This window comes from Haloechinothrix halophila YIM 93223, from assembly GCF_000504245.1.
In the GTDB taxonomy this organism is placed as follows: Bacteria; Actinomycetota; Actinomycetes; order Mycobacteriales; family Pseudonocardiaceae; genus Haloechinothrix_A; species Haloechinothrix_A halophila.
In genome coordinates, this window is record NZ_KI632509.1 from 4,303,539 (window position 1) to 4,317,869 (window position 14,331).

Below are 14,331 nucleotides of genomic sequence, written 5' to 3' on the forward strand. Positions count from 1 at the left end.
ATCAGCACACTGTTGATCAGCTTCCCGCGCGCTGTGACCATTAAGATCGGACAAAACGGTCATGGACTGGTCCTAGCGCGCAGCAAGTTGATCGACTTCGGCCAGGCTCGCCAGGCTCATGTCACGGCAGCGTCAGGATCTCCGCGCCGTCCGCGGTCACCAGCAGCGTGTGCTCGAACTGGGCGGTCCACTTCTTGTCCTTGGTGGTGACTGTCCAGTCGTCGTCCCACAGGTCGTAATCAATCGTGCCGAGCGTGATCATCGGCTCGATCGTGAAGGTCATGCCTTCCTCGATCAGCGTGGTCACCGACGGTTCCTCGTAGTGCAGCACGGTCGGCGCGGTGTGGAACGCGGGTCCGACACCGTGGCCAGTGAAGTCCCGCACCACGCCGTAGCCATACCGTTTCGCGTACGACTCGATCACCCTGCCGATGACGTTGAGCTGCCTGCCGGGCCGCACCGCCTTAATCGCGCGCATGGTCGCTTCTTTGGTGCGCTCAACCAGCAGGCGCACCTCCTCATCGACCTCACCGGCGAGGAAGGTGGCGTTGGTGTCGCCGTGCACACCGCCGATGTAGGCAGTGACGTCGATGTTGCAGATATCGCCGTCCTCGATGACGGTCGAGTCGGGGATGCCGTGGCAGATGACCTCGTTCAACGACGTGCAGCAGGACTTCGGGAAGTTGCGGTAGCCCAGCGTGGACGGGTACGCGCCGTGGTCGAGCAGGAACTCATGCACCACCTTGTCGATGTCATCGGTGGTGTTGCCCGGTTTGACGGCCTTGCCGCCCTCCTCAAGCGCCTGCGCGGCGATCCGGCTCGCCACCCGCATCGCCTCGATGACCTCAGGGGTGCGCACGCCGTTGCCAGGGACCCGCTTCGGCTCGGGCTTGTCCACGTACTCGGGACGGGCGATGGACTGCGGGACAGCACGGCGCGGTGACTGCACGCCTGGCTTGAGTGGAGCACGCATATATTCCACCCTAGCCGAGCTCCGTGAGCATCCTGCGGGCGACGTCGACCGCCGGTCGGGAGCTGCCACCACCCACGATCAGCACGGCGAACGCGGTGTCACCGGAGTATCCGACGAACCAGCCGTGCGACTTCGACCCGTCGCCGTACTGCGCGGTTCCGGTCTTGCCGTGCACGCCAGAGAGCCCGGACAGCCGCGTGGCGCTCCCCCTGGTGACGACAGCGCGCATCATGCGGCGCAGCGCCGAGGCCTCGGTATCGGGCAACGGCTCGCCGATGCGTTTGGCCTCGGTCCCTTCCCCCACGAGCAGCGTGGGGACCGGTGTCTCGCCAGCCTTGACCGTGGCGGCGGCCAGCGTCATGCCGAACGGGCTGGCGAGCACGGTGCCCTGCCCGAACCCGTTCTCCGCCCGCTGCACGCGATTCTCGGCAGGCGGCGCCGAGCCGGTGATCGTGGTGATCGCGGGAATGACGAAGTCCGCGCCGATGCCGAGGTCACGCGCCGCATCGGTGAGCGCATCCGGCGGCAAGTCGGTCGCCAGCGACGCGAACGTGGTGTTGCAGGACCGCGCGAACGCCGTCGACAGCCGCACCTTGCCAAGGTCGAACTCGTCCTGGTTGGGGATCTCTCTACCGTTGACGGTGATCGTGCCAGGGCAATCGACCATGCTGCGTGGCCGCACGTCGTCAGCGGTCAGCGCCGCCAACGCGGTGGCGATCTTGAACGTCGAGCCGGGTGGATAGCGACCGGTGAGCGCGATCGGTCCCTGCTCGTTGGCCTTCTCGTTCTGCGCCACCGCGAGCAGATCGCCCGTCGACGCCCGCATGGCCACCACGGCTGCCGGTTTCGGTGTGTCGTCGATCGCGTTCTCGGCGGCGGTCTGGGTGCGCTCGCTGAGCGTCGTCTCGACCGCCTCACTCGGTGCCGGTTCTTCCACGTGCAGTTCGGCGGTCTCCGCACCAGACGCGTCCCGCGCAATGATCCGCCAGCCGACCGTGCCCTCGATGCGTTCGCGCACCACACGGCGTATCGCGGACAGCACGTGCAGACCGAAGTCCTTGTCCTTGGCCAGCAGTCGTTCCTGCCTGCTGAACTTCACGCCGGGCAGCTCGTAGATGTCTGGCTTGACCCGCTGGTAGTCATTCTCTCGCAGCACCGCTACCAGCACGGACTCGTCCTTGCCGTCGACGTCGCGAGCCTGCCGCATGATCGAACGCGTCGTGATCGAATCGTCGAACCGTGCCAACGAGTCCGCGAGCTCCCCCGCGATCTCGCTGAGCCCGGCGTCTGCCCGCGCTTCGGCCGGGTAGAGCACGATGGACACGACCGACTGCGGGCGGAGCAGCGCCTGTCCGTCTCGGTCGAGGACAGGCGCGAGTTCGGGCGCTTCTTCGACGAGCGCCACGGTCTGCTGCGCGGCCAGCTCGGGGTGCAGCACCGTCGGTGTCCAGCGCACCTGCCAGCCTTCCTGACTGGGCAACAGTTCGAACTCGGTCTCGTAGCTCCACGTGCGGTCATCGGGGAGCTGCCAGGTGAAGGCGAGCGTCGCCCGTGCGCTGGCGGAGTCGGCTGCCTCGGCGACCGATCTGATCTCACCGGTCAGCGACTCGGGCTCCAGGGCGTCGATGGCCTGGTCGACGGTGTCCCGCGCTGATTCCGGCGAGTCGGTCAGCGCGGCAGCGCCGGTGATGTCGCCGTTGCTCAGCGCGCCGACGAAGGCCTGCACCGTGTCGTCCGGCCCCTCGGAGTCGAACAACGAGCAGCCGCTGACCGCGAGCACGATGACGAGTAGAAGACTGAGGCTGGTTCGCACGCCACCGGAGTATGCCGGACCACGCCGACACTCGGCGACGTCGGCGCACGCATATCGGCCCAGTGGCGCATGTTGGCCCGCGAATGCTTCCACTGGTGGCCGAAATCGCCACTCAAACGGCTCAGAACAGCGGCTTAGAACAGCACTGTCGCGAACTCACCGACCTTGGTGAAGCCGATCTTGCGGTAGGCGGCGAGTGCGGGCGCGTTGAACGAGTTCACGTACAGGCTCGCCGTCCTGCCGAGGTCACGGATCAGGGTGGCCGCCACCGTCGCGGTGCCCGCAGCGCCCAACCCGCCGCTGCGACGTTCGGGGTGCACCCAGACGCCCTGGATCTGACCGACGCTGGCCGACAGCGCGCCGATCTCGGCCTTGAACACCACCTCGCCGTCCTCGAACCGGGCGAAGGCACGGCCGCTGGCGATCAGCTCCGCGACTCTGGCGTGATAGCTGACGCCACCGTCGCCGAGCCGGGGATCGACGCCGACCTCCTCGGTGAACATCGCGACGGCGGCGGGATAGTAGCGGTCGATCTCGTGCCGCTGGACGCGGCGAACCCGGCTGTCGCACGCGACGGCGGGCGCGCGGTCCAGCGCGAGCAGCGGCTGCTGGCAACGCAGTTCCCGCGCCGGACCCCAGTCCCCTTCCAGTTCGTCCCATAGCCCGAGCACCTGGGTGGCGGGTCCAACGATGGACGAACACCGTCGCGGCCGCCGCAACGCGCGGTCGGCGAAGGATTGCAGCGCCCCGGCATCCCCGCGCAGCGGGATGAGGTTCGCGCCGACGAAACACAGCCCAGGCAGGCGAGCGTGACGGTGGTAGCGGGACTCGGGCGCCCAGAGTTCACCGCCGAGGCGGATCGGGTCCAAGCCGAGGCTCTCCACCCGGGAGCTCACCATGCAGCTCCCGACCGGGTCCGAGGCGAGCACAGCACGTACCGCCGGGTAGTCCCGTTCGTCGACAAGACGGGCGCCCGCGAGCCGCAACACGCATCCAGCGTGCCAGAACTTTCCGCCGGATACCTAGTGCCGCTGCCTGCGCGAACGGGTGGACCTACCCGGTCGGCGGCACTATTCGTGCACGCATCGCAGCGAGAACGTCACGCGCGACGTCCGATGCGGTGAATGGGCTCGTTCGTCGTGCCCGCCGACGGCGTCAGCTCACCGTCACCGTGGGCGAACCCTCACCGGAGTCCATGCCGGATTCCTCGGCGATGCGCATGGCTTCCTCAATGAGGGTCTCCACGATTTGGGCCTCGGGCACGGTCTTGATGACCTCGCCCTTGACGAAAATCTGCCCCTTGCCGTTGCCGGACGCGACGCCGAGATCGGCCTCGCGGGCCTCGCCGGGACCGTTGACGACGCAGCCCATGACGGCGACCCGCAGCGGGATCTCCATGCCGTCGAGACCTGCGGTGACCTCGTCGGCCAGCTTGTAGACGTCGACCTGAGCGCGCCCGCACGACGGGCAGGAGACGATCTCCAGCTTGCGGGGCCGCAGGTTCAGCGACTGCAGAATCTGCGCGCCGACCTTGACCTCCTCCACCGGCGGCGCCGACAGCGACACCCGGATCGTGTCCCCGATCCCCTGCCGCAGCAGCGCACCGAATGCCACCGCGGACTTGATCGTGCCCTGGAACGCCGGACCAGCCTCGGTCACGCCGAGGTGCAGCGGGTAGTCGCACTGCTCGGCGAGGATCTCGTAGGCCCGCACCATGACCACCGGGTCGTTGTGCTTGACCGAGATCTTGATGTCGTGGAAGTCGTGCTCGGCGAACAGGCTCGCCTCCCACAGCGCCGACTCCGCGAGCGCCTCAGGGGTGGCCTTGCCGTGCTTTTCCAGCAGCCGCTTGTCCAGCGAGCCCGCGTTGACGCCGATGCGGATCGGCGTGCCGTGATCCTTCGCCGCCTGGGCGATCTCTCCGACGCGATCATCGAACTTCTTGATGTTGCCGGGGTTGACCCGCACCGCGGCACAGCCAGCCTCGATGGCGGCGAAGACGTAGCGCGGCTGGAAGTGGATGTCGGCGATCACCGGGATCTGGGACTTCCGCGCGATCGCGGGCAGCGCCTCGGCGTCATCAGACGTGGGGCACGCCACCCGCACGATGTCGCAGCCCGCCGCGGTGAGCTCAGCGATCTGCTGCAACGTCGCGTTCACATCAGCGGTCTGGGTCGTCGTCATCGACTGCACCGAGATGGGATGGTCGCTGCCGACACCGACCGGTCCCACCTGCAGTTGGCGCGTCGTCCTGCGCTCGGCGAGCACGGGGGGCGGGCTGACGGGAAGGCCAAGGTCGACGGTCATCAGATCCGCAAGCTCCTCACACTTTACGGGTATTCGCCAGCAACGTTACCGCTATTCCGGCAAGCGGATCGGGTTAACGATGTCTGCCGTCACAGTGAGCAATACCACCGCGCCACCGATGATCACAAACACCATGGTGACCGCTGACAACTTTGTGTAATCCACTGGACCAGCCGCCGCTTTACCCATCAGCCTGCGGATAGCGTCGCGCGCCTTCTCATACCAGGTGACCGCGATGTGTCCGCCGTCGAGCGGCAGTAGTGGCAGCAGGTTGAAGATGCCGACGAAGAAGTTCAGCGCGGCCAGCATCAGCAGGAACAACTCCCACAGCCCGCGTTCGGCCGCCTCCCCGCCGATGCGACTGGCGCCGACGACGCTCACCGGGGTGTCGGGGTCGCGCTCGCCACCGAAGATCGCCTCGACGACCTTCGGGATGCGTTCCGGGAACCGCAGCAGCGCGTTCCAGGTGTTGACGAACATGTCGCCGGTGAACACGGCGGTCGCGGGCACACCGTCAAGCGCGCCGTACTCGAACTGGGACTTCACGCTGATGCCGATCATGCCGACGCTGACGATGCGCGGCTCGTCGCCCTGCTCGGCGGCCTGCTGGGTGATCTCGGGGCGTTTGGCCCGCATGACGTCGACGGTGAGCCGCACGGTATCGCCGTCACGCCGCACGTCGATGGGCGTCGGGCCAGAGCTGTCCCGGATCTCCCTGCGCACGTCGCTCCAGTCCGTGACGGCGGCGCCGCCGACGGCGGTGATGACGTCGCCAGGCTGCATGCCAGCCTCCGCTGCGGGGGTCGGATCCCCTGATTCGCACTGGTACTCGCGCAACTGCTGCTCGGTGGTGGCGTTCTTGACGCAGGACAGCGACTCGATCTGTGCCTTGCCGTCGATGTTCGGCAGGCCCATGCTCACCGCGAGCATGTAGAGCACGATGAAGCCGATGATGAAGTGCGTGATGGAGCCGGCGGCGAGCACGACGGTGCGCTTCCAGACCGGGTAGCGCCACATCGCCTTGGGCGACTCCTCCGGCGTGACCTCGTCGAGCGCGGTCATGCCCGCGATGTCGCAGAACCCGCCGAGCGGGACGGCCTTGAGACCGTACTCGGTCTGGCCGCGGCGGAAGGAGAACAAGGTGGGTCCGAAACCGACGAAGTAGCGGCGCACCTTCATGCCGAACCACTTCGCCGTCATCATGTGCCCGGCTTCGTGCAGCGCGATGGACACGCAGATGCCCAGCGCGAACAGCACTACCCCGAAGATGTAGAGGAGCAGGCTCGAATCCACGTACTAGTCCCTTCCCAGCTCAGCGGCGCGTGACCGAGCCCAGTTCTCGGCCGCGAGCACGTCATCGATGTCGCGTGGCGTCCGGTGCCATTCGTCCGCTTCCGCCACCACCTTCGACACAGTGTCCACGATCGACGTGAAGCTGGTGTTCTGTGCCAGGAACGCCTCGACGAGCACCTCGTTCGCGGCGTTGTAGACGGCGGGCAGACAGCCTCCGATGCTGCCAGCGTGCCTGGCGAGATCGACGGCGGGGAACGCCTCGGTGTCCAGCGGTTCGAACGTCCACTCGGCAGCGCGGCTGAAGTCACAGGCGGGCGCGGCACCGGGAACGCGGTACGGCCAGTTGAGCGCGAGCGCGATCGGCAGCCGCATGTCCGGCGGGCTGGCCTGAGCGAGCGTGGAGCCGTCGGTGAAGGTCACCATCGAGTGGACGATCGACTGCGGGTGCACCACGACGTCGATGGCATCGTAACCGACGTCGAACAGCAGGTGAGCCTCGATGAGTTCGAGGCTCTTGTTGACCATCGTGGCGGAGTTGATGGTGACGACGGGGCCCATGTTCCACGTCGGGTGCGCCAGGGCTTGCTCCAACGTGACCTCGGCCAACTCCGCCCTGGTGCGGCCTCGGAACGGGCCGCCGGACGCCGTGAGCACCAGCCGGTCGACCTCCTCGGCGCGGCCACCCCGCAGCGCCTGGGCGAGCGCGGAGTGCTCGGAGTCGACAGGCACGATCTGCCCGGGTGCTGCCGCCTTTTGAACGAGCGGACCACCCGCGACCAGGGATTCTTTGTTCGCCAAGGCGAGTGTCGCGCCGGTGTTCAGAGCTTTCAGGGTGGGCGCAAGGCCCTGTGACCCTGGCATGCCGTTGAGGACGACGTCCGCCATGGTGGCGTCGATCAACTCGGTGACAGCGTCAGCCCCGGCGAACACCCTGGGCAGCGCGAACTCGCCTCGCGAGTAGCCCCGGCGTTGGGCCTCGGCGTAGAGAGCGAGCTGGACGTCTTCCAGCGCGGTCGGCCGGACCACCGCGATCGCCGCAACGCCGTGGGTAATGGCCTGCTCGGCCAGCATGGCGGGGTCCGAGCCGCCAGCCGCGAGGCCCGCGATGCGGAACCGCCGCGGATTTCGCGCGGCGACGTCGAGCGCCTGGGTGCCGATCGAGCCGGTCGAGCCTAAGACGAGGACGGATCGGGGGGCAGTGCGGCTGTGGGGCTCGCGGACGCCGGTGGTGCCGGTGTCGTTCCGCACGGTGCTGTCACGGCCGCTATGGCTGAGGTCACCGAGGATGCCAGGGGTGTTCATCGCATCCCATTCTCCCCGATGCCCTGCAAAGCCGATGTGAGCGGTGTGTAATCATCGACGCCGGGTAGATGAACCGGTGCCAGATGCGCCAGTTGCCTGCCCACTGTGACGTGACGCAGAAGGAGTAATCGTGGCGCCGACGAAGCAGATCGAGACGAAGCCGCAGGTCGACCCCCGCGACGAGCCGTCAGCGGAGTGGGGCTGGCACGGCTCCTTCCCCAAAGCGACACAGGTCATGGGCTGGACCATTGTCTTCGTGCTGCTGGCGATGCTCATCGGCAATCACGAGGGGAACGTGGAGAATCTCTGGCTCGTCGGCTTCGCCGCCGTCATCGCGGGGATGCTGGTGGCGGACATCCGTCGCCGGCGGTTGTCCTGGCGGCGGTGAGCTACTAGTTCTCCCCAGCCAGCTGCCCGCACGCGGCGGCGATCTCCTGGCCGCGGGTATCCCGTACCGTGCACGCAACGCCACCGGCGTTCACCCTGCGCACGAACTCGCGCTCCACGTCCTTAGGGCTGGCGTCCCACTTCGAGCCGGGTGTGGGGTTCAGCGGAATCACGTTCACGTGAACCAGATGGCCCAGGTGCTCACGCAGCCGCTTGGCCAGTAGATCCGCCCGCCACGGCTGGTCGTTCATGTCCCGGATCAGCGCGTACTCGATCGACACCCGGCGTCCGGTCCGCTCGAGGTAGTACCGCGCGGCGTCGAGCACCTCGGATACCGGCCACCGGTTGTTCACCGGCACCAGGGTGTCGCGCAGTTCGTCGTCCGGGGTGTGAAGCGAGACCGCCAGCCGTACCTGCAACCCCTCGTCAGCCAGTCGGCGGATGGCAGGCGCCAGCCCAACCGTGGACACCGTCACCGAGCGTTGTGAGATACCCAGGCCCTCCGGTGTGGGCGCTGTGATCCGTCGTACCGCCGCCAGCACACGCTTGTAGTTCGCCAGCGGCTCCCCCATGCCCATGAACACGATGTTCGACAACCGCCCTTCGGCGGGTTCGCCGTCCGGACCTGGCATCAGCCCGTCGCGCATCACCGCGGCCGCCGAGCGCACCTGATCGACGATCTCCGCTGTCGACATGTTCCGCTCAAGGCCGCCCTGACCGGTCGCGCAGAACGGACACGCCATACCGCAGCCCGCCTGGCTGGAGATACACAACGTCGCCCGATCCGGGTAGCGCATCAGCACGCTCTCCAGCAGCGTGCCGTCGTGCGCTCGCCAAAGCATCTTGCGCGTGGTGCCCTCGTCGCACGAGATCGCCCGCACCTCTGTCAGCAACGGCGGCATGAGCTCGGCCACGAGCCGTTCCCGCGAGGCAGCCGGAATATCGGTCATCTCCGCTGGATCGACCGTCAGCCGGGAGAAGTAGTGATTCGACAGCTGCTTGGCGCGAAACGGCTTCTCGCCGAGCTCGGCGACAGCGTCCGCGCGCTCGGCCGCCGTGAGGTCAGCGAGGTGCCGCGGCGGCATGCCGCGCCGGGGTGCGTCGAAAACCAGCGGGAGGGCAGTCATAGCATCCATCAGTCTCCCACGGGCGGAGATGTGACGTTCGCCTGGCGTTGCCTCAGGCCCTGGCCCGCATCACCTGATCGAGGCATGATGCCGAGTGGAGGGCCGACATGACGTCACATACCACCACAATTCGCCCTGCCCCCGGCACCCCATGCTGGATCGAGCTCGCCACACTGGACGAACGCGCGGCACAGGCGTTCTACGCCGGACTATTCGGCTGGCGCTACCACACCAAATCCGACCCAGCCACGGGCACCTACACCATCGCGAGCATGGGCGGCGTGCCAGTAGCGGGGCTCTATCGGGTGCTGCCGAACCAGCCGCCGTCCTGGCTGCCGCACCTCGCCGTCGCCAATGTCCGCAGCGCGGTCGGCTGGGCAACCAACCTCGGCGGCACGGTCCTGCTCAACCCGGTCGACATCCCCGGCAGGGGCACCATCGCGCACGTCCAAGACCCATCAGGCGCGGTCTTCGTGCTGTGGGAGACACCGGACGACTGGACATTCGGCAGCGAGGCGCCCGGCATGTTCAGCGCGGCTGACCTCAACACCTGGGACGGTGACGCCGCCGATGGCTTCTACCCCACCTTGTTCGGGCTCACCAGCCGACAGATCGGCTACGCCCCCGGCATCGACTACGTCGAGTGGCGCCTCGACGAACCGATCCTGTACCGCAACATCATGGGCGGCGAACACCACCGGACCACGCCACCGCACTGGCTCATCTACGTCACCGCCGACCCACGCGTGGGTACCGATGCGATCACCGCACGAGTGGAGTCACTCGGCGGCGCGGTCATCCTGGCACCGTTCGACACCGGATTCGGCCGCGCCGCCGTCCTTGCCGACCCGAGCGGCGCACGGTTCGCCATTACTGACCACAGCAGGCCCGACCCGGACTGGCGCGCCGAAGTTGAGGACCCGTACGACGACTGACCGGCGATAGGAGCTCCTATACGAACGCCGCCAGCAGCGCCCACGACACCACGACCGAGGGCAGTAGCGAGTCGAGCCGGTCCATCATGCCGCCGTGACCAGGCAGCAGGTCACCCATGTCCTTGATGCCCAGGTCGCGCTTGATCACGGACTCGACCAGGTCTCCCAGCGTCGCCGTCAGCACGATCGCGGCGCCGAACGCAACGCCCTGCCACACCGCTCCGCCCAGCAGTAGCGTCACCGTGACGCCCCCGGCGATGATGCCCGCCGTCATCGACCCGGCGAAGCCCTCCCAGCTCTTCTTCGGGCTGATGCTGGGTGCCATCGGGTGCCTGCCCTTGAGGACCCCAGCGGCGTAACCACCGACGTCCGAGGCGATCACCGCGATCAGGAACGTCAGCACCCGCGCGACGCCGTCGTCCGGCAGCACCAGCATCACCGCGAACACCCCGCACAGCGGCACATACCCCAGCGCGAGCGTGGTGGCGGAGACGTCGCGCACGTAACCCTCGCTGCCCCCTGGCAGTCGCCACAGCAGCGACAACAGCACCGTCGCCACCAGCGCGACCACGGCGGCCTGCAGCCCGAACGGCCACACCAGCCACATCATCGCCTGACCGCCGACCAACACCGGAATGAGCGGGATCCGAATGCCCGCCGCGCCACGCAATGCCGTCGCCAGCTCGATCGTCCCCACGGCCAGCGCGATCGCGACAACGCCGATGAACACGTGCCGCACAGTCAGCAGCGACACCAGGACGCCAGCGCCGAGCACGACACCAACGGCGATCGCGGCGGGCAGATTCCTGCCTGCGCGCGAGACCTTCTTCGGTTCGCTCACGGCAGACTCATCCACGCGCCGCTCCGCCCTGATCGCGCACACTGGCTCCTAGACCTCAAGCAGCTCGGCTTCTTTGTGCTTGACCAGCTCCTCGACCTGGTGCACATAGGTGTCGGTGAGGTTCTGCAGCTCCTTCTCGGCGCGATTCACCTCGTCCTCGCCGACCTCGCCCTCCTTGCCGAGCCGCTCCAGTTCCTCCTTGTGCTTGCGGCGCACGCCGCGGATGGAGATCTTGGCGTCCTCGCCCTTGGACCTGGCGACCTTGACCATCTCCTTACGGCGCTCCTCGGTGAGCTGTGGGATGTTCACGCGGATGATGGTGCCGTCGTTGGTCGGGTTGACGCCGAGGTCGGAGTCACGGATGGCGCGCTCGATCTCGTTGAGCTGGCTGGCGTCGTATGGCTTGATGACGGCCATGCGCGCCTCAGGGATCGACACGCCCGCGAGCTGATTCAGCGGGGTGGGCGCACCATAGTACTCCACGGTGATTCTGGAGAACATCGCGGGCGTCGCACGCCCCGTCCGCACCGAGGCGAGGTCTTCCTTGGCGACGGACACCGCCTTTTCCATCTTGTCCTCGGCATCGAGGAGGGTCTCGTCGATCACGGTTACTCCTTGCGGCTCTGCTGCGGCTTGGTCTTGTCAGCCCCTTGATGCGGGCACAGGTGCTGCCGGGGTCGCGACAAGCGTGCCGATCCTCTCACCACGCACCGCGCGAGCGATGTTGCCCTCCGTCAAGAGGTTGAACACGATAATGGGCATCTTGTTGTCCATGCACAGCGAGAACGCGGTCGAGTCGGCGACCTTGAGACCCTTCTCCAGCGCCTCGGCATGGGTGATCGTCGCGTACATCGTCGCGTCGGGATCGGTCCTGGGATCGGCCGTGTAGACGCCGTCGACGGCCTTCGCCATGAGCACGACGTCGCAGCCGATCTCCAGCGCCCGCTGCGCCGCCGTGGTGTCGGTGGAGAAGTACGGCAGCCCCGCGCCGCCGCCGAAGATCACGACTCGGCCCTTCTCCAAGTGACGTTCCGCCTTACGGGGGATGTAGGGCTCGGCGACCTGCCCCATGGTGATCGCGGTCTGCACCCTGGTCGGCACGCCTTCCTTCTCCAGGAAGTCCTGCAGCGCGAGGCAGTTCATGACGGTGCCGAGCATGCCCATGTAGTCGGCCCTGTCCCGATCCATGCCACGTTGTTGCAGCTCAGCGCCACGGAAGAAGTTGCCCCCGCCGATCACGACCGCGATCTGCGTGCCGCCCCTGACGACGTCGGCGATCTGGCGGGCCACGTCGTGCACGACGTCGGGATCGACACCGACCGCGCCACCGCCGAACATCTCACCGCCCAGCTTGAGCAGGACTCGCCGGTAGCCGCCAGGCTGATCTGTCGTCACGCTTCCTCCTGTGCTTGCCCGACCCCGTTCATGATTGTGCCCCGTCCCCCAGTGCGCGGGGACGGGGCACAAACGTTACTCAACGGCTTGCTGCGCCGTGATCACCGGTTCAGGCCTGGCCGACCTCGAACCGCACGAACCGCGTAACCGTGGCGCCTGCCTCGTCAAGCAGCTGCTTGACGGTCTTCTTGCTGTCGGTCACCGACGGCTGCTCCAGCAGCACGTTGTCCTTGTAGTAAGCGTTGACCTTGCCCTCGACGATCTTGGGAAGGGCGCGCTCCGGCTTGCCCTCCTCCTTGGCCGTCTGCTCGGCGATGCTCTTCTCCTTCTCGATGACGTCCGCGGGGACGTCATCGCGGGAGAGGTACTTCGCCCGCAGCGCGGCCACCTGCATCGCGGCACCACGCGCGGCCTCGGCGGCGGCGTCGCCCTCGCCGGTGTACTCAACGAGCACGCCGACGGCTGGCGGCAGCCCCGCGCCCCTGCGGTGCAGGTAGGTCTCGACGGTGCCTTCGAAGTACGCGGCCTTCTTCAGCTCCAGCTTCTCGCCGATCTTGGCCGACAGCGCCTGGATCGCGGCATCGACCGTGCCGCCGTCCAGCTCGGCTGCCTTGACCTGCTCGACGTCCGTTGCCTTGGCGGTGCGCGTGACCTCGACGATCTTGTCGGCGAGCGCGACGAACTCGTCGTTCTTGGCGACGAAGTCCGTCTCCGAGTTCAGCTCGATCAGCGCGCCGCCGCCACCGGCGACGAGACCCTCGGCAGTGGCCCGCTCGGCACGCTTGCCGACGTCCTTGGCGCCCTTGATGCGCAGGAACTCGACCGCTTTGTCGAAGTCGCCGTCGTTCTCCTCGAGCGCCTTCTTGCAGTCCATCATGCCGGAGCCGGTCGTGTCGCGGAGACGCTTGACGTCAGCCGCGGAGTAGTTCGCCATCGTGGTTGTTCCCGTTCCTCTCGATGCTGTGGTGGCGATCAGGACCCAGTGGTCTGCTCTTGCTTGGCTGCGGCGTCCGCGTCGGCGGTCTCGTCCGGCTTGGCGACGGCATCGGCGGCGTCGGCGGCGTCATCCTTGCCCGCGAGCAGTTCCTTCTCCCACTCAGCGAGCGGCTCGTCGGTGGCGACACCGGCCTCCGGCTTCTCCTCGCCCTCGGCGGCACCGTTGCGGGCGCCGGAACGAGCCAGCAGACCAGCGGCAGCGGCCTCGGCAACAACCTTGGTCAGCAGCGCGGCCGACCGGATGGCGTCGTCGTTGCCCGGGATCGGGTAGTCGACCTCGTCCGGGTCGCAGTTGGTGTCGAGCACCGCCACGACCGGGATGCCCAGCTTGCGGGCCTCGCCAACGGCGATGTGCTCCTTCTTGGTGTCGACGATCCACACCGCGCTCGGCACCCTGGACATGTCGCGGATACCGCCGAGCGTGCGCTCCAGCTTGTCCTTCTCACGGGTCAGCGTGAGGATCTCCCGCTTGGTGAGCCCCTGGAAGCCGCCGGTCTGCTCCATCGACTCCAGTTCCTTGAGCCGCTGCAGCCGCTTGTGCACGGTCTGGAAGTTGGTGAGCATCCCGCCGAGCCAGCGCTGGTTGACGAACGGCATGCCGACGCGCAGCGCCTCGTTGGCGATGGCTTCCTGTGCCTGCTTCTTCGTGCCGACGAACAGGATCGACCCGCCGTGCGCGACCGTCTCCTTGACGAACTCGAACGCCTTGTCGATGTAGGTCAGCGTCTGCTGCAGGTCGATGATGTAGATGCCGTTGCGCTCGGTGAGGATGTAGCGCTTCATCTTGGGGTTCCAGCGCCTGGTCTGGTGCCCGAAGTGCACACCGGAGTCCAGGAGCTGCTTCATGGTGACGACGGCCATGACCGAAAGCACCTCTTTGGCGTCTCGGCGGTGCGCCTGCGCACCGCCTGTGTCGGTTGTCGCGGCTGCCGGGTGGTCAGCCGCCCTGGTGCGGTGCCGGT

The 14,331-nt window shown here is 67.4% G+C and carries 14 protein-coding genes; 2 read left to right on the forward strand and 12 right to left on the reverse strand.

Going from position 1 to position 14,331, the window contains the following annotated elements:
- Positions 1–121 precede the first annotated feature (121 nt).
- The 6 genes from map to dxr all read right to left on the reverse strand — a co-directional run bounded on the left by map (position 122) and on the right by dxr (position 7,688).
- On the reverse strand, positions 122–973 hold the full coding sequence (gene map / locus AMYHA_RS19550; RefSeq protein WP_034278050.1) for a type I methionyl aminopeptidase: 852 nt from the start codon (positions 971–973) through the stop codon (positions 122–124).
- 10 nt (positions 974–983) lie between these two features.
- On the reverse strand, positions 984–2,786 hold the full coding sequence (locus AMYHA_RS19555) for a penicillin-binding transpeptidase domain-containing protein (RefSeq protein WP_034273334.1): 1,803 nt from the start codon (positions 2,784–2,786) through the stop codon (positions 984–986).
- A gap of 134 nt (positions 2,787–2,920) precedes the next feature.
- Entirely contained in the window at positions 2,921–3,775 is an 855-nt protein-coding gene (locus AMYHA_RS19560; RefSeq protein ID WP_034273337.1) for a GNAT family N-acetyltransferase, read from the reverse strand.
- A 166-nt stretch (positions 3,776–3,941) separates the two neighbouring features.
- Positions 3,942–5,093: a flavodoxin-dependent (E)-4-hydroxy-3-methylbut-2-enyl-diphosphate synthase gene (ispG, locus tag AMYHA_RS19565; RefSeq protein ID WP_034273340.1), complete on the reverse strand. Its 1,152-nt coding sequence runs from the start codon at positions 5,091–5,093 to the stop codon at positions 3,942–3,944.
- Positions 5,094–5,144: 51 nt separating this feature from the next.
- Positions 5,145–6,374, reverse strand: a complete 1,230-nt coding sequence (locus tag AMYHA_RS19570; RefSeq protein WP_034278052.1) for a M50 family metallopeptidase — start codon at positions 6,372–6,374, stop codon at positions 5,145–5,147.
- A gap of 15 nt (positions 6,375–6,389) precedes the next feature.
- A complete protein-coding gene (gene dxr, locus AMYHA_RS19575) occupies positions 6,390–7,688 on the reverse strand; it encodes a 1-deoxy-D-xylulose-5-phosphate reductoisomerase (protein WP_084037385.1) in 1,299 nt (432 codons plus the stop codon).
- A gap of 127 nt (positions 7,689–7,815) precedes the next feature.
- Here dxr and AMYHA_RS19580 point away from each other — a divergent pair, with 127 nt between their 5' ends.
- Entirely contained in the window at positions 7,816–8,076 is a 261-nt protein-coding gene (locus AMYHA_RS19580) for a DUF2631 domain-containing protein (RefSeq protein WP_034273343.1), read from the forward strand.
- 4 nt (positions 8,077–8,080) lie between these two features.
- Here AMYHA_RS19580 and rlmN read toward each other — a convergent pair whose 3' ends face one another.
- A complete protein-coding gene (rlmN, locus tag AMYHA_RS19585) occupies positions 8,081–9,202 on the reverse strand; it encodes a 23S rRNA (adenine(2503)-C(2))-methyltransferase RlmN (RefSeq protein WP_034273345.1) in 1,122 nt (373 codons plus the stop codon).
- A 107-nt stretch (positions 9,203–9,309) separates the two neighbouring features.
- On the opposite strand from rlmN, the gene AMYHA_RS19590 reads away from it, so the two are divergent.
- Positions 9,310–10,137 (forward strand): VOC family protein, encoded by an 828-nt coding sequence (locus AMYHA_RS19590; RefSeq protein ID WP_034273347.1) that lies wholly within the window; start codon positions 9,310–9,312, stop codon positions 10,135–10,137.
- A gap of 16 nt (positions 10,138–10,153) precedes the next feature.
- Here AMYHA_RS19590 and AMYHA_RS19595 read toward each other — a convergent pair whose 3' ends face one another.
- From AMYHA_RS19595 to rpsB, 5 genes are all read right to left on the reverse strand, one after another.
- Entirely contained in the window at positions 10,154–10,978 is an 825-nt protein-coding gene (locus AMYHA_RS19595) for a phosphatidate cytidylyltransferase (RefSeq protein WP_269189768.1), read from the reverse strand.
- Positions 10,979–11,026: 48 nt separating this feature from the next.
- On the reverse strand, positions 11,027–11,584 hold the full coding sequence (gene frr / locus AMYHA_RS19600; protein WP_034273349.1) for a ribosome recycling factor: 558 nt from the start codon (positions 11,582–11,584) through the stop codon (positions 11,027–11,029).
- 36 nt (positions 11,585–11,620) lie between these two features.
- Positions 11,621–12,373 carry a UMP kinase gene (pyrH, locus tag AMYHA_RS19605; RefSeq protein WP_034273352.1) on the reverse strand — a complete coding sequence of 251 codons (753 nt, stop codon included), beginning with the start codon at positions 12,371–12,373 and terminating at the stop codon, positions 11,621–11,623.
- A 109-nt stretch (positions 12,374–12,482) separates the two neighbouring features.
- Entirely contained in the window at positions 12,483–13,307 is an 825-nt protein-coding gene (gene tsf / locus AMYHA_RS19610) for a translation elongation factor Ts (protein WP_034273354.1), read from the reverse strand.
- A 38-nt stretch (positions 13,308–13,345) separates the two neighbouring features.
- A complete protein-coding gene (gene rpsB, locus AMYHA_RS19615) occupies positions 13,346–14,230 on the reverse strand; it encodes a 30S ribosomal protein S2 (protein ID WP_034273357.1) in 885 nt (294 codons plus the stop codon).
- Positions 14,231–14,331: the final 101 nt, after the last annotated feature.

What these genes read in the sequence shown, in the direction of transcription:
- map (WP_034278050.1), bottom strand. Translation starts at nt 973, where the DNA reads ATGCGTGCTCCACTCAAGCCAGGCGTGCAGTCACCGCGCCGTGCTGTC.
- dxr (WP_084037385.1), bottom strand. Translation starts at nt 7,688, where the DNA reads ATGAACACCCCTGGCATCCTCGGTGACCTCAGCCATAGCGGCCGTGAC.
- rpsB (WP_034273357.1), bottom strand. Translation starts at nt 14,230, where the DNA reads ATGGCCGTCGTCACCATGAAGCAGCTCCTGGACTCCGGTGTGCACTTC.
- AMYHA_RS19590 (WP_034273347.1), top strand. Translation starts at nt 9,310, where the DNA reads ATGACGTCACATACCACCACAATTCGCCCTGCCCCCGGCACCCCATGC.
- tsf (WP_034273354.1), bottom strand. Translation starts at nt 13,307, where the DNA reads ATGGCGAACTACTCCGCGGCTGACGTCAAGCGTCTCCGCGACACGACC.
- rlmN (WP_034273345.1), bottom strand. Translation starts at nt 9,202, where the DNA reads ATGACTGCCCTCCCGCTGGTTTTCGACGCACCCCGGCGCGGCATGCCG.
- ispG (WP_034273340.1), bottom strand. Translation starts at nt 5,093, where the DNA reads ATGACCGTCGACCTTGGCCTTCCCGTCAGCCCGCCCCCCGTGCTCGCC.